This window comes from Allorhizobium ampelinum S4 (assembly GCF_000016285.1).
In the GTDB taxonomy this organism is placed as follows: domain Bacteria; phylum Pseudomonadota; class Alphaproteobacteria; order Rhizobiales; family Rhizobiaceae; genus Allorhizobium; species Allorhizobium ampelinum.
Genome location: NC_011982.1, coordinates 126,406 through 144,174 on the forward strand (window position 1 = coordinate 126,406; position 17,769 = coordinate 144,174).

At 53.5% G+C, this 17,769-nt stretch carries 10 protein-coding genes and 4 pseudogenes; 10 read left to right on the forward strand and 4 right to left on the reverse strand.

Annotation, left to right across the window (positions count from 1 at the left end; translation table 11 throughout):
* The first annotated feature begins 175 nt into the window (after positions 1-175).
* From AVI_RS25070 to AVI_RS25095, 6 genes are all read left to right on the forward strand, one after another.
* The gene (locus AVI_RS25070) at positions 176-1,117 is read left to right on the forward strand and encodes an ABC transporter permease (protein WP_012649005.1); all 942 of its coding nucleotides are present in this window, start codon (positions 176-178) and stop codon (positions 1,115-1,117) included.
* Positions 1,114-1,995 (forward strand): ABC transporter permease, encoded by an 882-nt coding sequence (locus AVI_RS25075; RefSeq protein WP_012649006.1) that lies wholly within the window; start codon positions 1,114-1,116, stop codon positions 1,993-1,995. The genes AVI_RS25070 and AVI_RS25075 overlap by 4 nt, the downstream gene beginning before the upstream one ends.
* Complete coding sequence (locus AVI_RS25080) at positions 1,995-3,785, forward strand: ABC transporter ATP-binding protein (RefSeq protein ID WP_012649007.1); 1,791 nt, start codon at positions 1,995-1,997, stop codon at positions 3,783-3,785. Before AVI_RS25075 ends, AVI_RS25080 begins: the two co-directional genes overlap by 1 nt.
* An 8-nt stretch (positions 3,786-3,793) precedes the next feature.
* A complete protein-coding gene (locus AVI_RS25085) occupies positions 3,794-5,125 on the forward strand; it encodes an MmgE/PrpD family protein (RefSeq protein WP_012649008.1) in 1,332 nt (443 codons plus the stop codon).
* A gap of 231 nt (positions 5,126-5,356) precedes the next feature.
* A complete protein-coding gene (locus AVI_RS25090) occupies positions 5,357-6,469 on the forward strand; it encodes an alcohol dehydrogenase (protein WP_139191476.1) in 1,113 nt (370 codons plus the stop codon).
* Positions 6,470-6,628: 159 nt separating this feature from the next.
* A complete protein-coding gene (locus AVI_RS25095; protein WP_139191475.1) occupies positions 6,629-8,059 on the forward strand; it encodes an aldehyde dehydrogenase family protein in 1,431 nt (476 codons plus the stop codon).
* A gap of 372 nt (positions 8,060-8,431) precedes the next feature.
* Here the strand turns inward: AVI_RS25095 and AVI_RS25100 are convergent.
* The 3 pseudogenes from AVI_RS25100 to AVI_RS25110 form a co-directional block, all read right to left on the reverse strand.
* Positions 8,432-8,868, reverse strand: a pseudogene (locus tag AVI_RS25100) (IS5 family transposase); the annotation flags it as partial.
* 59 nt (positions 8,869-8,927) lie between these two features.
* Positions 8,928-9,751, reverse strand: a pseudogene (locus AVI_RS25105) (IS630 family transposase); the annotation flags it as partial.
* Positions 9,744-10,190 (reverse strand): annotated as a pseudogene (locus tag AVI_RS25110) (IS701 family transposase); the annotation flags it as partial. The pseudogenes AVI_RS25105 and AVI_RS25110, both read right to left, overlap by 8 nt.
* Positions 10,191-10,756: 566 nt before the next feature.
* Here AVI_RS25110 and AVI_RS25115 point away from each other — a divergent pair.
* On the forward strand, positions 10,757-11,524 hold the full coding sequence (locus AVI_RS25115; protein ID WP_139191439.1) for a RolB family protein: 768 nt from the start codon (positions 10,757-10,759) through the stop codon (positions 11,522-11,524).
* 290 nt (positions 11,525-11,814) lie between these two features.
* On the opposite strand, the gene AVI_RS25120 is transcribed toward AVI_RS25115, so the two are convergent.
* Positions 11,815-12,951: an NAD/NADP octopine/nopaline dehydrogenase family protein gene (locus AVI_RS25120; RefSeq protein ID WP_012649012.1), complete on the reverse strand. Its 1,137-nt coding sequence runs from the start codon at positions 12,949-12,951 to the stop codon at positions 11,815-11,817.
* Positions 12,952-13,816: 865 nt separating this feature from the next.
* On the opposite strand from AVI_RS25120, the pseudogene AVI_RS25125 reads away from it, so the two are divergent.
* The 3 genes and pseudogenes from AVI_RS25125 to repB all read left to right on the forward strand — a co-directional run bounded on the left by AVI_RS25125 (position 13,817) and on the right by repB (position 17,572).
* Positions 13,817-14,916: pseudogene (locus tag AVI_RS25125) on the forward strand (IS630 family transposase).
* A gap of 410 nt (positions 14,917-15,326) precedes the next feature.
* Entirely contained in the window at positions 15,327-16,538 is a 1,212-nt protein-coding gene (gene repA, locus AVI_RS25130; protein ID WP_012649013.1) for a plasmid partitioning protein RepA, read from the forward strand.
* Positions 16,535-17,572 (forward strand): plasmid partitioning protein RepB, encoded by a 1,038-nt coding sequence (repB, locus tag AVI_RS25135; RefSeq protein ID WP_012649014.1) that lies wholly within the window; start codon positions 16,535-16,537, stop codon positions 17,570-17,572. The genes repA and repB overlap by 4 nt, the downstream gene beginning before the upstream one ends.
* The last annotated feature ends 197 nt before the right edge of the window (positions 17,573-17,769 follow it).

Here is a 17,769-nt window from a genome sequence, read left to right on the forward strand (position 1 = left end):
CAATTTTAAATTCTAAATATCGTAATATTTGAGAGCCAAAAATATTAAATAAGAGAATTTATTGACAGCGACTTGAATCTTGTTAATTCTGATCTCGCTCGCAGTAGCTGAAGCTAGATGCGTATCAGAACTCGCATAGGCCAAGGCCTAAAGCGTGTCAGGGGAGCAGGTCTTAATGTTATTGTATCTCGCGAAGCGAATGTGCTTTGCCGTTTTCACTTTGATAAGCGTTCTGACGCTCGTCTTTCTCATGGTCCGAGTGCTGCCCGGCGATCCGGTTCAGATGATACTCGGCGATCAGGCCAGCCCCGAGAGCATCGCCGCGATGCGTACGCGACTTGGGCTCGATCAACCGTTGCTCGTTCAGTACGGCCATTTCCTGCTGAATGCGCTCAAGGGTGACCTTGGCACATCGATGGTCTCAGGACGCCCTGTGACCGAAGAAGTCATGTCGGTGTTGCCATATACATTGGAGCTGACATTTGCCGGACTGTCGCTCGGCGTCGTCTTCGGTGTTCCGGCAGGCGTATGGGCAGCCGTGTATCGAAACAGACCCGCGGATTACATTATCCGCTTCGTTTCACTGCTTGGCTTGTCACTTCCCGGCTTCGTATCGGCGATCGTACTGCTGATCGCATTTGCGATTAAGCTCCGCTGGTTCCCTGTCATTAGTGCAGGGACTGGCGAGGGTATCGGCGACCGTCTTTGGCAAATGGTGCTGCCTGCCGTATCTCTTGCTCTGATCATGATGGCCTATGTCACGCGCGTTACGCGGTCGGCGATGCTTGAAGTCTTGAGTCAGGACTTCGTGAGAACGGCACGAGCCAAGGGTGTGCACCACAGCGCCGTCATCTGGCGCCATGGTCTTGGAAACTGCCTTGTTCCGATCACGACAATTGTCGGCCTTTATCTGGGCATCCTGATCGGTAACTCGGTACTGACCGAAATCGTCTTCTCCCGGCCAGGCCTTGGAAAACTGATCCTGACCGCCCTGAGCCAGCGCGACTATACGCTGCTGCAGGGGATGATCGTTGTCTACACCTTTATCGTGGTTGTCGTGAACCTTGCGACCGACCTTACCTATGGCTTCCTCGATCCCAGGGTTCAATACAAATGACAAGCTCCAACGTAACGCTAAAGCGCTCCGAGAGCCGGCTCGAAAAGACCCAAGCCGTCATTCGCCGGGTCAACTTCTCCACCTGGGCAGGTTTGCTCATCGTCGTTCTCCTCGTTCTGGGTGCGATATTCGCTCCACAACTGTCGCCTTATCCGCCCGCAAAACAGAACATCGTCGACCAGCTCGCTTCGCCGAGTGCTGCCCACATCTTTGGTACCGACCAATTCGGCCGAGATATCTGGACCCGCATGCTCTACGGGGCGCGCTACTCGCTGATCATCGGCTTCCTGGCCGTTGTGGTTGCCATGGTCATTGGCACGTTCATCGGAATGATTGCAGGTTTCAGGGGCGGCCGTCTCGACATCGTCTTGATGCAAATCATGGACGTCGTTCTGGCATTCCCTTCGCTCATTCTGGGCATCGCACTCGTTGCGCTTATGGGTGCGACAACGACCAATATCGTTGCCGCGATTGCCTTTACTTCGATCCCGGCCTTTGCCCGCGTCGCCCGCGCTGCGGTCATTACCCAGCGCGACCGCGAATATGTGCAAGCCTGCCGCGCGATGGGCTTTTCTTCAAACCGAACACTCTATCGGCATATCCTTCCAGCCATACTTCCCGAAATTATGGTTATGGCTTCTCTCTGGATGGCCAACGCGGTCAGAACGGAAGCCTCTTTGGCCTTTGTCGGCCTTGGAATCGCTCCGCCGGCTCCGACATGGGGCGGAATGGTGCGCGACGGCTTTGAAAACATTCTCAGCTCGCCGCACCTTGCTCTGTTTCCTAGCCTTGGCATCCTTCTCCTCGTCCTGGCTTTCAACCTCATGGGCGATGGTCTTCGCGATCTCATCGATCCGCGTTTGAAGGATGCTTCCTGATGTCCGAGCACGCTGTACTTTCAGTCAAAAATCTCAAGATCTCATTCGGCAGCAAGCCGATCGTCCACGATCTCAGCTTCGATATTGCCGCCGGCTCGACCCTGGCGGTTGTCGGTGAATCCGGATCGGGAAAGAGCGTCACCTCACTGGCGATTATGGGCCTTCTGCCCGAAGGCACCGCCAAGGTGAGCGGGTCGATCCGCCTTAATGGCAAAGAATTGCTCGATCTGCCTGAAGCAGAGATGCGCCAGATCAGGGGTGGCAAGATCAGCATGATCTTCCAGGAACCGATGACGTCACTCAATCCTGTCCAGCGCGTCGGAGATCAAATCGCCGAAGCCATCCGGATTCACCGGGGATTGAAGGGGCGGGGCCTTCGCGACGCGGTTCTGGAAATGCTTAAAAAGGTCGGTATCCCCGACCCGGAACGCCGGATTGACAACTATCCGCACATGTTCTCCGGCGGGATGCGCCAGCGCGTGATGATTGCCATGGCTCTGGCTTGCGATCCCGCATTGATCATAGCCGACGAGCCGACCACCGCACTTGACGTTACCGTTCAGGCGCAGATCCTTCAACTTTTGAAAGATCTACAGCAGGACACGAAGACCGCCGTCTTGTTCATCACGCATGATATGGGCGTTGTCGCCGAAGTCGCCGATCAGGTCCTGGTCATGCGAGGCGGTCACCAAATCGAAGCAGATTCGGTCAACAAAATCTTCACCGAGCCGGAAAGCGAATATACCCGGATTCTGATCGAAGCAGCACCCTCGATTGCGGGTAAAATCGATATCGAAAATGCGGCAGCGTCAGAACTCGACGTCCTTCCGCTCAACTGCAAAGGTGACAAGCCCCTTCTTGAGGTGCGTGATCTCTCGGTTAGATTTGTCCATACCGGCGGGTTGCTTGGCCGCAGACTGGGCCATGTCCATGCTGTGGAAGGTGTCTCGTTCGCGATCGGTAAGGGTGAGACGCTCGGCCTTGTCGGGGAGTCGGGCTCCGGGAAGTCAACGATCGGCAAGGCTATCATCGATCTCGTATCGCGGCATGGCGGCACGATCACGGTCGACGGCAACGTGATCGACTATTCCAATCCTAAAAGTCTGGCGCGCTTGCGCCGTGACGTCCAGATGATCTTCCAGGATCCATTTGGGTCGCTCGACAGTCGACAGACTATTGGCTCGGCGATTATCGAGCCGATGAAAGTACACGGGATTGCAACCGGCAAAGCGCTGACCGAGAAAATGGAGTGGCTGCTCGACAAAGTCGGTATCTCTCCCGATCGCGCCAAGAGCCTGCCCCATGAATTCTCCGGCGGCCAGCGCCAGCGCATCTGCATCGCGCGGGCGCTCGCAATGGCACCGAAGCTGATTATCGCCGACGAAGCTGTTTCTGCTCTCGATGTTGCCGTCAAAGCGCAGATCATCGAGCTTATGATGAACCTGCAGAAGGAATTCGACATTTCGTATCTGTTCATCAGCCACGACATGGCCGCCGTAGAGAAAATCTGTGATCGGGTTGCCGTTATGTACTTTGGTGAACTGGTTGAAATCGGCAGCAGGGATGACGTAATCGGGCGCCCTGGCCATGCCTATACCCAGCGCTTGCTTTCCGCCATTCCGATTACCCATCCGGATCAACGGCTGGATCGACCGGCGGCAAAGCGCGAGGCGCCGCCACCACGCAGCCCGATGAAGCCCATCGGTTTCGCACCGGAACCAGCGCTTTGGAATATGAAAAGCGACGGGCATTTCGTCCGCCGCACCGCGCCATTGCTCAGCCCTCGGTGATGCCACTCATGCACGCTATTCAGGAACTCGCAAACTTCGCGGCTACCCTTCCGGCTGGTAGCCTTCCACAATCCGCACGGCAAGCTTGCGCGGTACTCATAACAGACCTTCTCGCAGCGAGTGCGGCGGGATTCAACTCAGACCTGGCTATCGCGGCCAGAAAGGCGGCTTACGCCGCCTATGGTCAAGGTACGGCCGATGTCTGGTTGACCGATCGAAGCCTCTCTATCGTCGGTGCTGCTATGGCGAATTCCGCAGCAGCAAGTGCTCTCGATCTCGATGACGGTCACCGTGGCGCAGCCGGGCATCCCGGGGCCGGGATTATTCCGGCTGTTCTGGCCGTCGCACAACAGATAGGCGCGAGCGACGAGGAGATCTTCGAGGCAATTGCGGTTGGCTATGACATCGCATTGCGCGTTGCCACTGCTCGCCCGACGGAAACGATCGACACTTATATCAGCGGTCGTTGGGTGAACTTCGGTGTCGCGGTAGGCGCAGGGCGTCTCCTGAAACTGACCACTTCCCAGATGGCCAATGCAATTGGGATCGCCGGCGCCGAAGGCCCGATAGGTATCAACGAAGAGGTCTCTAAGGCCGACGGCAACACCGTCAAGGAATGCATTCCGCCAGCTGTCGTGACAGGGCTGACAGCGGCCTTCCGCGCTCAGGCTGGAGCGACCGGTCCGCTTGACCTTCTGGATGATGGGAAGCGCTACACGCGCGCGGTTCTTACCGGCGATCTCGGCATTCATTGGTGGCTCGAAGATTGTTATTTGAAGCCCTACGCATGCTGCCGCTACATGCACGCGGCCATCGACGCCATACTTGAACTACGCCGTCCAAGTGCTCCTATAGTAAGCCTTCGCATCGAGACATTCGCTGAAGGGCTGAAACTGTCGAACGAGCGTAACCCTGCGGGCCTGGAAGGTGCGCAGTATAGCTATCACTTCAGTTGTGCCCTTGCAGCGATCCACGGTGGACGCGCTCTGCAGCCGGTCGATCCCGTTTACCTCACGGACCAGGCCGTTCTTGAGCTATCAGCGCGTACTGTTTTGCAGGCCCATCCGGATTTCGCGTCAAGCTTTCCCAAAGGAACACCTTGTCGAGTCATCATGGATCAGGGCCATGGTGAAGAAGTCCTCACTGTTCTCCACCCGCTTGGTGATGTTGCCAATCCAATGTCCTACGAGCAGGTGAAAGAGAAATTCGAACAGCTCGGTTCGCAGGTGCTGGACGAAGAGCGGCGCGCCCGGATCCTGGCAGCACTTGATCAATTGCCTGTCAGAGGCTTCAAGCCGTTGTTCGACAGTCTTGTCGCACTTTCCAATCACTCCAGTTAGGGGAAACGAGGGAACTCGCGTGAACATCAAACCGCGACGTATCGGCGCGCAGAACCAAGCACGACTCGGGCTTTCAGTTCAATGGCTCCATTTCTCTTTGTCCGCTTGTCACCGAGACGGCGGATTTTGAAAATTTTCGGCGATGAGGCGACTTCCTGTGAGGTCGCTTTATCGACTTGAGCGGTTGGCTCAACCGTCTGCGCAGGCCGGTCGCTCTGTCGGGCAAGGGTATTGCATGAGAAGGCCGGCAGGTTCGACACGCGGCAATCACCACAGGAAACTACGGAGGAAGAGATGAGGGCCTGGCTGAACAAAACACATCACAGCAGGTTGGAAGCCGTCGAGATCGCAACGCCTGACGCGACCGGGACACAGGTCGTCGTTGATGTGACGCACTGCGCAGTTTGCCATTCGGACCTCCACACTTGGCAAGGAGTGACTGACTACGGAAGCCGTGGCGTTCTGCAGCGACCGCAGCCTGAAACCCCTATTGCCATGGGCCATGAAATCGTGGGCAAGGTTTCCGCCCTTGGGCCGGACGCACAGGGCGTGAAGATAGGCGATCAGGTAATTGTCTACCCATGGCTTGGCTGCGGGAAATGCAACGATTGCCTCAACGGTCGCGACAATATTTGTGCAATCGGTAGCCGTAGCCTTGGCTTCATGCAACACGGCGGCTTTGCCGATAAGGTTATAGTGCCTCACTCAAAATACCTCGCCTCGACCGGCAACATCGACCCGGCTTTGGCGGCAACATACGCTTGCTCCGGCCTGACCGTACGGTCGGCAATTCGCAAGATAATGCCACTCGCGCCTGAAGAGCTCGTCGTCGTGATCGGTGCGGGCGGGCTCGGCCTGCAAGCCGTCGCCATGCTGAGGGCGCTGACGAATAACAAGATCCTCGTCCTCGATAAATCTGAGGCTAAGCGCGATCTCGTGTTGGGGGAAGGCGCGGATCATTTCGTGGTTCTCGCCGACGAGGACACCGCAGCCAGGGTTATCGAGATCAATGGTGGCAAGGTCAGCTCCGTGCTCGATTTCGTCAACAACTCGGAAACATCCGGGCTGGCCTTAAGTATCCTGCGCAAGGGCGGACGGACTATCCAGGTCGGCCTTTACGGCGGTGAACTGGTCGTCCCGCTCTACACATTGGCTGTGACCGGGCTTTCGATTATCGGCAGCATCACTGGAACGCCGGAAGACCTCAAAGATGTCATCAGACTGGCTGAAGAGGGCGTTCTGAAGCCGATCCCTTTGACACGGATGGCTATGGCTCAAGTCAATGAAGCGATGTCGCGTCTTGAGCAGGGCCGGGTCGACGGCCGGATCGTACTGATTAACTGACCGCAGCTTCGAACGCAGCGGCCCGCGGCTTCTTTCATGCTTCGCCATCCGAGCGAAGAGGAGAGTGGTCGGAAGGCTGGAATCCAAATTTTTACGATCGACGGCCTACCCCTGATTTCGGGACGGCCGGCCACTACAATCAAACGAAAGGGTACTGCAATGGCACCTCGTCCTAGCATCTATATCGACAATACTTGGCAGCCGGCCACCGGAGGCGATACGTTCTGGGCGGTGAACCCGTCCACCGAAGAAGCATTTGCCGAGTTTCAGATTGCGTCCGCAGAGGACGTCGACCGCGCCGTGAAGGCCGCGAAAAACGCTCTGCCGGCATGGAGCGCCTCCGAAGCGAGCATGCGTGTCGATGCACTTAGTCGGCTTCTCAAGGCTTACGTTGCTCGGACCGAAGACCTGGCAAGGGCGTTGGCAGCCGAAATGGGTGCTCCGATCGATTTCGCTCGTACAAGCCAGATCGGGGCGGGCGCGAACCATCTGCGCGCCTTCATCAAGGCCCTGCAGGAGTTCCATTTTGCCGAGCCCGCTCTCGTCGGGAGCGAAAATCAGGAAATTTTGCGTGAAGCCGTTGGCGTGGCAGCGCTGATCACGCCATGGAACTGGCCGCTTAATCAGATCACCCTGAAGGTCGGCGCAGCCTTGGCTGCAGGTTGCACTGTGGTCCTTAAGCCCTCGGAGGTATCACCGGTGTCCGGTCAGATCTTCGCCGAGATCGTCGAGGCTGCCAATCTGCCGAAGGGGGTTTTCAACCTCGTGCAGGGCACCGGCGCCGTGACCGGGGCTGCCATGGTTGCCCATCCAGACGTCGATGTCGTCTCCTTCACAGGTTCGACGCGCGCCGGTATCGCGATTTCGTACGCCGCTGCGCCGAGCATCAAGCGTGTATCGCTCGAACTCGGCGGGAAGTCTCCCAGCATCGTCTTCGCTGACGCTGACGTCGAAAAGGCCGTTCGCTGGACCGCAAACTTCTGCTTCAACAACACTGGGCAGTCCTGCAATGCTTCGACTCGTATGCTGGTCGAGCGCAGCGTCTACGACCGGGCGGTGAAGCTCGCCACCGAAGTCGCAGAGGGCATCGTCGTCGAGAGAGCCGATCTTCCCGGAACCCATATCGGGCCGCTTTCTTCCAAGGTCCAGTACGACAAGGTCCTGAGCTGCATCGACCAGGCTGTTAGCGAAGGCGTCAACCTGATCACCGGAGGTCGCGGCCGGCCCGAGCACCACAAACGCGGATACTTCGTCAGCCCGACCGTATTTGCGGGCGTGACCCCAGAACATTCGCTATTCCGCGATGAAGTGTTCGGACCTGTTCTCGCCATCACACCTTTCGATAGCGAGGAGGAGGCGATCGAGCTCGCAAACGACACCGTGTATGGCCTTTCCGCCTACATTCACACGGAAGACGCCGCGAAAGGCAAGCGCGTGGCCAGGAGCGTCCGGGCCGGCATGGTTCAGCTCAACGGGTCCGCGCGCGCGCCTGGCACACCCTTCGGCGGCTACAAGCAGTCCGGCAATGGCCGCGAAGGCGGGCGTTGGGGCATCGAGGAATTCCTCGAGACGAAGCTCGTTGCGGGCTGAGCCCGAGCACTTATTGAAAATCCCCGCCTGAATGAGATCGCACCGCGAGACCTTTCAGGCGAGGGAAGGATGTCGTCCGATCCTGAGACGCCTATCCCCATCTGCCAATGCTCGAACTGGAAGGTCGATTCATGAAACCGATAGATAAGGCGTCGTCCGAGCAATCGGAGCTGATTGATAATTATGGTCCTATTGGAATTAAGGCTGTGGCGGCCGCGTGTGCAGCGGGCACCTCTGCTAAAGCTCGGCCAGCAAGCCCGCGGACAGAATCTCCGCTCAGCCGTCCGGGAATTCGGTCTCTCGACGACGAATAAGGCTCTTACCATGACACGTTCGCCTGAGAATTCGACACAAGCGCTCTCGCCTGTCTGGTGGCAAGGCATCCAGAACGAGACGCGCGCCCTTGTGGTCGCTCATCTGACCTTCGCTGAGCAGCATGATGATCGGGCGTCCCTCACCATCGCAGACGGTGTGCAGTTTGGAGTTCAGTCCGCCTTTGGTCCGCCCGATACGACGGGGAACATCCCCTTTTTGAGCAAGCTCGCTGCCGTGCGATGTGCTTTCAGGTGTGTGGCGTCGATCATGATGCGCTCGAACACGCCGAGGCGGCTCCAGCGGATGAAACGGTTATAGAGTGTCTTGTGCGGCCCGTAGTCCTTCGGCGGGTCCTTCCACTGCAAGCCCTTGATAACGTAGACAATCCCGCTGACGACACGACGATCATCGACGCGGGGAACACCATGTGCCGGCGGGAAATGTGGTGCAATACGAGCCATCTGGCTTTCGCTCAGCAAAGACAAATCACTCATCACGGTCTCCTTCCGGAAACTGTGAACCACATCTCAATCCAAATTAATAGGTCCTGACCCTAGTCACCGGAATCTGAAGTTCGGCTCATTGTTTTTTGGCAGAATCGCTTGACGGAGGCGAGGATTTGGCCGGCGGATTTCACCCATCTGTATGGCTTGGGATTCTCGTTGTGCGTTGCGATAAACGCGTCGATGTCGGCTTCCAGTTCGGCGGTGGAACGATGACACCGCGTTGCAATTGCTTGCGCATCAGCTCTGCAAACCACCGCTCGACTTGATTGATCCAGGAGGCTGACGTTGGCGTGAAGTGAACATGCCAATGCGGGCGGCGTGCGAGCCAGGCCTTGATCCTCGGCGTCTTGTGGGTCGCATAGTTGTCCATCACCAAATGCACGTCCGGCCCCTTGGGCATCTCGGCGTCAATCCGCTTCAAGAAGTCGAGAAATTCGGTCGCCCTGTGACGTTTGTAGCACTGGCCGATTACCGCGCCAGTCGCAACGTCGAGCGCGGCGAACAGGGATGTCGTGCCGTTGCGGACATAGGTATGGGTGCGCCGCTGCTCGGCGATGCCCGGCGCCATGGGCAGAACCGGCTGCTCGCGATCCAGTGCCTGGATTTGCGATTTCTCATCCACGCATAGCACGACTGCCCGATCAGGTGGCGACATGTAAAGGCCGACTATGTCTTGCACCTTATCAACGAACAGGGGATCGGAAGACAGCTTGAATGTCTCCGAACGATGCGGCTGCAAACCAAACGCGGTCCATATCCGACGGATGGTGGTGTGCGACAGCCCGCGGTCGGCTGCCATCAAACGGATAGACCAGTGCGTGGCATCCTTCGGGGTGGTGTTCAATGTCCGTTCGACGACCTCAGCTATCCGGCAGGAACAGACGCAGGCCAACCGGGACCGGCACCTCGTCTCGCGCAAGCGTCACCGATACCAGCGTCTGGCAATTTGCTCTCTTGCCCAGCATCGAGGCGTATTGCGGCGCGACTCCGACCGAGTGATCGCCCTTCTTCGGCAGGCCGGTGTCATCGATCACCAGAAACGCATCGGATGCGCCAACGATCCTGTCCGCCTGCAGCGCAAGCTCGGTCTCAAGAGGAACAGCATCCCAAAGGCCATCCGAAATGAAATGATGGAGTCGGTCGTACTGGCCTGGAGCGAACCGTTCCGCCATCGGCTCCATACTTTTGCGGTCACCGGGACCGATAAGCCCCGCCACATAAAGTGGACACATCTGTCGTCGTTTCTTGTGTCCAAGCTTCTCCAGAAACGGCTGCAGAAAAGCTGAAAGCTCCGTATCCCAATCCACCATATCGCGCCCCAAAAGTGAGAGCGCAAATCATCTCAAACCAGGCTTGCCCGAATCTGCCAAAGTAGTGCTAAGCAAATCTACGCTCAAAATGCCCCGCAAGCGGCTTCGTTCAATCCCAGCTGATTCTGGACACCGCGGAAACGCTCTAATAATTTCAGCCGGCGAAAAGTCCAAACGGCTGTTTAACGTAATTGAAAGTTGGCAGGATATATTGGTGTGTAAACATTTGTGCCATAATGAATCGACTTGGATTTGATAGGTGAAACTTGTTAATAGTTTCTCTAAACTTTTATCACCAGCCAAATACCTATTGTGCTTTTAGTATATTATCAAACAATATTGAATTATAATTAAATATTGTTTGATTATGTTCGAGCAGATTTTTTTCATAAAGCCTCCTATAGTTTCGTTGGAAAGTTGATATTATTATGCTAAAGCACATTTGTTGATAAAAATTAAAAGTTATTAAAATGCTTTTCCTTTATGTAAAGCTTTTATTAAAGCCATAATTTGCGGCCCAATCAGCGGACGCAATTATCGCATTTTCGCTTATTAAAGCTTATGCGTTGATCAGAACGGTTGGCATTAATATTCAACGTTTTATCATGGAGTTTAACAGGCCAATTTTTATTCCATCTAATCTTTGTTTGGTCTTTTGCCCTGAGCAGGTGGCGATAGCTATCGAGATCGCCCTCAACTTATATAGGAAATTCGTCGAATTCGATTTGATGGAGCGGCAAAGGGAATGGGCGCGGACGGTACCGCTCACAGCAGACTTCTACTGGAGAGTGGTAGCTGGTGAGTTCTTCACAAAACCTCTTCTTGATTGCCCAGCTAAAGGGCACGTATTCCGTGAAGTCCAACTTGATAGAGCTTTGCTGTATATATACGGGCCGAGAAACTTTATTGCTAACTACATCAAAACTCAAACGCTCTGGCGTCCCAGGAGGCAAGACATCTTAGCTTGTACAATGCCGCCTTTTAGAGAAGAGATATGCAAGCGAGAGATCCTCCGCTTGCACAATAGTTTATCTTTCGTTTCATACAATACTGATGCTGATGTGGAGTACTATGTAGCTATTCTGCCAAACCAGACGTTTACTAAGGGGCCTAGCTTTTTACTTCAAAGCAGCGGCGAATATTGTGGATTTTTCCACGCAGATGGTGAGAGAGTCAAATACGATATCATTGCTTTCGGCCGCTCTCACTTTCGCAACAGTTCTCCGAATGACGACAGTCTGTTCAACCTACGTAGTCCCCTAAGAGCAATTGAAGAGGCAGAGCCCAAAACTAAAAAGCTTAAAAAGTTCCTATCTTGCTTTAATAGCAATTGAGTTTATTGTTAATTTTGTTTGTTAAAAAGCTAGTAACTCTGTGGTGTGAAGGTTATGTATTGAAAATAAATTTATATTATTTCCCAGGAATACCAAGCGCAAATATTTAACATGGGAACCTTGCAGCAATGCACACGCAATATAAGTATGATTTATTACACACCATAAAAATGAAAACGTTGCACACAATACAAAGGCATTCGCTTCACATGAGCGCCCTGCCGTTTATTAAAATTTTATAAATATGGCATCATATGTATTTTTTGGATTTTTGCAACGGATGTCCGATACTAGACGGTGCGCGCTCCAAAGATTGACAGTTTAGTTGGATCGAACGGCAGTGAAAGTGCGTGTAGAGCTTCGCCTCTTGCAGCCTTTATCAGCAACATGATGCTTTTCGTAACTGGAATTTTCACACGATGCGATTCGGCAATCGAACATATCATTTCCAGAGTACGGATTTCTTCTGAGAAATAGCGGTGCTGCAAGTTGTCGGGACAAGCAAAGTTGACGTTGTAGGGGAACGGTGCCAGACTGAATTCCCTCATATTCACATAGTCTGTCTTTGACTGAGTATTGCACTCTGCCAGGACAGTATCTAGCGTTATCCCCAAAGCGCCTGCAACTTTAAGACGCTCCTTGTCTGCAGCATCTATCACAGAACACACGTAGCTATTGGTGCCTTGGCCATAAAAATAAAATCGATAATCGGCACCCACACGGGATTCCAATTCCATGCGCCAACGCTCAGCGCGCTCGGTAAGCGAGCCTTCTGGATCGCGCAGCCGGCCAATATTGAGCGTCGCTGAAACTGCATGGATTATATAGTTAGAGAAAAAAAGCGAGTGGAGTGGCGAGATAACGGTTATCGAGGAGCCAAAAATCTTTGCCAGTGTCTCGCTAACTGACTTCGGCAGTTTTAAATTGCCCCCGCCATCGCGTTTCACTGGATAGCACGACACACCAAACGAAGGCAGTATCGCTTTGATGTGAACTTCGTTCCCCTGTCCGCCGACCAGCTTTGCTGTTACGGGGGAATCGTCAGTTTCTAGAATTCGTTCGCACATCAAGCGAGCTGCGTAATTGACAGTGAACCCGTGCCCGCATATTACGAGCAATGGCCTTTTCAGGACGAACTTTTCGAGATCTTGAACGAAGGCTTCGTGCACGTCAGCTCGGGTTGCAAGAACCAGAAACTTCGCTGAAGCAAGCAGATCAGCCAATTCCTCGTGTATAGTGATCTCATGCTTACCTTCGACCACGCCGCTGGCGGTTATCCCACCATGTTGGCGAATTGAAAGCAATGAACCAGGATGATTTGCTGGAGCCCACATGGCTGTTTGAATTTTCTGGCTTGAAAACCAGGCCGCTAAAGCCGTTCCAGCGTGACCGCCTCCAATGACTCCAACCGAAAGCTCAGACGCCATTGTTTAAGTATTTTATTGGAATGCAATGTAATGCTTAGTTGATTGCAGTGGAGAGAAGGTTCTTCCAAGCTCATTTATAGAGGCGCTTCCCCTCGGGCTTAAGCAAACAACATCCTCCAGACAGCAATCAAAGCAATGATAAAGAAATTTACACGTATCACGTTAATAATATTCGTTAAATAATTTGAAAGTAACGAATAAAGTGCATTCGCTTGAGTGGCACGAAAGTTACGCATAGCAATATTCATGCTGTTATTTCCAGAATGCAATTAGATCATATGCCGCGTCGTACAAGATGCTCTCCACCGTAAAATGCGGATTATCAAGCTCAAAGCATGGGATTGAATATGTAAACGGATCACAATTTTATTATTGACCTAGAATAACGATTAAGATTACTTTATCAATATTGGTGAGCCTAGAAATAAATGTTATAATAGTAACATTATCGGCAGTGATATTATATTTATATATTAGATTTTTAAAAAAATAAAGAAATATTGGAGTGAAAATAAATTAGCTAACGTGGAGGGGGTGATACAAAAATATGCAAACGTATTTCACGTTCGCAGATGCAGCGAGCTTGTGCTGCGCTTAAGATCGATTAGTTAGTCAAGAAAAAGTTCTAATGAAATGGGCTTGCGAACTTAGATCAATCTGTAAAAAATGACAGACTGGCAGGATATATTGTTTGGTCATGTTCAATAGATTGTTCGAATGAGCGTTTGTTCGTCACCTCAAAAAACCGTTGGAGCGAACTTAAAATTGGATAAAACTCAGGGCAACGTCAGCGGCCGCTAGTAACGTGGAACTAAAGTAGGCATCATTTTATTTTGCTTCTGTTGTAACAGCGGGAGTTTGATTGATGGTCGGCAGGCAAGCGGGCTTTGTCGCTCTGAGCGACGAGGATAGAAATTTTCTTGAGTCTCAGGTGCGTCGGCACAAGGCGCCGCGCTCGCTGTCGGATCGATGCCGGATAGTTTTGCTGTGCGCGCAGGGCTTGCAGAGCAAAGATGTTGCCGAACGCCTTGGCGTCCACGAGCACACGGTTGGCAAGTGGCGCCGCAGGTGCGTGCAGGGTGGCATTGACGGGCTGACCGACGAATATCGCGCAGGTCGGCCACGAACCGTCTCTGACGCCCAGGTAGCTGAGGTCGTCGAACGGACATTGAACACCACCCCGAAGGATGCCACGCACTGGTCTATCCGTTTGATGGCAGCCGACCGCGGGCTGTCGCACACCACCATCCGTCGGATATGGACCGCGTTTGGTTTGCAGCCGCATCGTTCGGAGACATTCAAGCTGTCTTCCGATCCCCTGTTCGTTGATAAGGTGCAAGACATAGTCGGCCTTTACATGTCGCCACCTGATCGGGCAGTCGTGCTATGCGTGGATGAGAAATCGCAAATCCAGGCACTGGATCGCGAGCAGCCGGTTCTGCCCATGGCGCCGGGCATCGCCGAGCAGCGGCGCACCCATACCTATGTCCGCAACGGCACGACATCCCTGTTCGCCGCGCTCGACGTTGCGACTGGCGCGGTAATCGGCCAGTGCTACAAACGTCACAGGGCGACCGAATTTCTCGACTTCTTGAAGCGGATTGACGCCGAGATGCCCAAGGGGCCGGACGTGCATTTGGTGATGGACAACTATGCGACCCACAAGACGCCGAGGATCAAGGCCTGGCTCGCACGCCGCCCGCATTGGCATGTTCACTTCACGCCAACGTCAGCCTCCTGGATCAATCAAGTCGAGCGGTGGTTTGCAGAGCTGATGCGCAAGCAATTGCAACGCGGTGTCATCGTTCCACCGCCGAACTGGAAGCCGACATCGACGCGTTTATCGCAACGCACAACGAGAATCCCAAGCCATACAGATGGGTGAAATCCGCCGGCCAAATCCTCGCCTCCGTCAAGCGATTCTGCCAAAAAACAATGAGCCGAACTTCAGATTCCGGTGACTAGCGTTGGCGCTCATTCATGGGCGGACTATGATGAACAGATCTGCGCTCACGAAAATCGATATGTATCCGCCGCTATGACTGTCCGCGACTTTGTTAAACCCGCGCTTTGACGCACAAATCACCGTGAGTCGGCAAAGGAGTTGAATAAAACTCTTAGGCCGTGCTGATGATGATTAGCCAAGAAGTGTTACGTCTGTAGGAATTCCAGTAGAACAAAATACGAACAATTAGCTTGATTTTAAGCGGATAAACCGATGGATTTACTAGTAAAAACTGACTTCCCTTGAAAGGGTTTTCTTCCGGCTCGTAACATTGGGTTAACGAAGTAACGTTTGACGCAAAACTATGACCGGTCAACTGTCGATCGACGGAAAATCACTGACGATCACGAAAAATCCGTCGTGAGGAAAAATGATAGCGAGCCAGCAGCAAGTCGAACCCGCAGAATCATCGGCGGCAAAAATCAGCCGGCAGTCTCGATTGTTGTCTGCACAGCTGAGGTCGATTCGCGAGCGCCTCTACGAACCCGTAGCAGCAAAGACTCTGAAGACCTTCACGTCGCGCGAAGCCGCGATGCTGCTGGGGATTGCGGAATCAACACTTCGTCAGATGTCGCTCGATGGAGAGAGCGCAATACCCGATCGCCGGGATAATGGGCGACGAATTTATACGCTTCACCAAGTAAATCAGATACGCCAGCATCTCGCTCAAAAGCGCCCGAATGAAGCACTTGAGTTTTTCCCACGCCGCCGAGACGGTGAAAAATTACAGGTCATTGCTGTTGCAAACTTTAAGGGAGGCTCAGCAAAAACGACGACAACGGTCCATTTGGCGCATTATTTGGCAATCCAGGGGCTCCGGGTTCTTGCGATCGACCTCGATACGCAAGCATCACTGTCAGCAATATTTGGATACCAGCCGGAGTTCGACGTTGACCAGAACGAGACCGTCTATGCAGGAATTCGCTATGATCGACGTCGCAAGGCTGTCCAAGATGTGATCCGAAAGACCTATTTCGCCGGGATTGATTTGATCCCGGCGAACCTGGAACTTATGGAGTATGAACACGAAACTCCGCAGGCGATTGCAGACGGCTACGGACGGGGAGAAGAGATTTTCTTTCGCAGGTTGTCTGCGGTCATCAGTGAAGTTGAGGCTGACTACGACATAGTACTTATCGACGCCCCACCTCAGCTGGGTTATCTTACTCTTGGCGCCCTATGCGCTGCCACGGCGCTTCTTATCACCATTCATCCGGCGATGATCGACGTCGCGAGTATGAACCAGTTTCTGGCTACGATGAGCGATCTCATGGGCGTGATCGAGGCACGTGGCGGCACGCTCAGTCACGATTTCATTCGCTACTTGATCACGCGACATAACCCAAACGACGGTCCTCAAGTTAATGTCGTCACTTTGTTGCGATCCCTTTTCAAAGAAGATGTTTTGGCCCCCGTTGTCGTTGAAACCACCGCGATCGCGATCGCGGGCCTCGAAAAGAAAAGTCTTTATGAATTGTCGAGAGGAAGCGTTGGGCGCGATACACTTTCCCGTGCACTCGAGTCGGTAGATTCGGTCAACCGAGAAATCTTCCTCTATGTTAAGAACGTGTGGGGTAGATGATGGTCAATCCCGAGGAACGAAGCCAGCAGATGAACAGCTTGTTCGGGCACATCGATACTGACGGTCTCGCGAAACAATCGTCGCCCTTACGTTTCGGGCAGGAAAAGCTGCGTGTTGGCTCGGCGGTCGTCAAGTCAATGGATCGTGCGTTCGTTTCAATCGAAGATGAGAATAGGCGTCTTCATAATCAGTTGCTTTCATCAGGATCAGCCGTTGAACTCGACCCTGATCGCGTCGCTCCATCGTTCATTAATAATCGCTTGGACATCGAAGGCGATGAGAGCTTTCATACGTTCGTCGAAGGTATCAAAGAGGCTGGACAGAAGCTTCCCATTCTCGTGCGTCCCTTGGCGGGGAAGCTGGCTCACTATCGAGCTGCCTACGGCCACCGACGCCTCCCCGCGTGCCAGATATTGAAGCGTTCCGCCAAGGCGATCGTACGTGAGTTGAGCGACGAGGAACCCGTTGTTTCACAAGGGATCGAGAACTCGGAGCGTCTCAATCTATCTTTCAATGAGCAGGCGCTATTTGCCTTGAACCTAAAAGAGCGGAAATACTCGCGGGAGCTGATATCAGACGCGCTAGGTCGCAATCAGGGCCAGCGCCGCGCCTATATCTCGATCCTTATAAATACGGCTGCGCTGATTCCTGAAGAGCTCATCCGGCCGATGGGATCGCCGCCCTCCATGGGGCGTCCAAAATGGGAAAAGCTGGGGGCTTTCATTAATAATCGAAATCTGAGCGCTCGGCGGAAGAAAATCCTCGCAGATGTCACTGCCTCTCCTGCATGGGAGAAAATCGGAAGCGCCCGGCGGTTCGCATTGATCATGACTGCCTTCAATCGTTCTACTAAATGCGGGCCAGACTTGGTCGAAGTGTCGCTGGACGATGGTATTATCATTGTAGCAAAACAAACCGATAAGCCGACACATATTTCAATTCCTGACAATCGCTTTCCCGGGCTTTCGGACTGGCTGCTGCAACGGCTACCCGATCTTTTTGAAGAGTTTCAATGGGACAACGAAAGGTTTTAGAATGAACTAGTCGCCAGAACCGGAAAGGGCCCATCGACTGCAATCGATAGACCCTTGAACTAGCGGCCAACGGAGCGTCTATGCACCATCAACATCAGCTATAGCGAACAGATTATAAGACGGACGAGGGTGTTAATCAAGTCTCTGTAACTGCCAGGGACGGATTTTTGCGCGTAGCGATCCGTGGGCTTCCTGAA

Excerpts from the sequence above, each read along its gene's own strand:
- AVI_RS25120 (WP_012649012.1), bottom strand. The coding sequence starts at position 12,951 with ATGGCGTCTGAGCTTTCGGTTGGAGTCATTGGAGGCGGTCACGCTGGA.
- AVI_RS25070 (WP_012649005.1), top strand. The coding sequence starts at position 176 with ATGTTATTGTATCTCGCGAAGCGAATGTGCTTTGCCGTTTTCACTTTG.
- repA (WP_012649013.1), top strand. The coding sequence starts at position 15,327 with ATGATAGCGAGCCAGCAGCAAGTCGAACCCGCAGAATCATCGGCGGCA.
- AVI_RS25095 (WP_139191475.1), top strand. The coding sequence starts at position 6,629 with ATGGCACCTCGTCCTAGCATCTATATCGACAATACTTGGCAGCCGGCC.
- repB (WP_012649014.1), top strand. The coding sequence starts at position 16,535 with ATGATGGTCAATCCCGAGGAACGAAGCCAGCAGATGAACAGCTTGTTC.
- AVI_RS25075 (WP_012649006.1), top strand. The coding sequence starts at position 1,114 with ATGACAAGCTCCAACGTAACGCTAAAGCGCTCCGAGAGCCGGCTCGAA.
- AVI_RS25080 (WP_012649007.1), top strand. The coding sequence starts at position 1,995 with ATGTCCGAGCACGCTGTACTTTCAGTCAAAAATCTCAAGATCTCATTC.
- AVI_RS25085 (WP_012649008.1), top strand. The coding sequence starts at position 3,794 with ATGCACGCTATTCAGGAACTCGCAAACTTCGCGGCTACCCTTCCGGCT.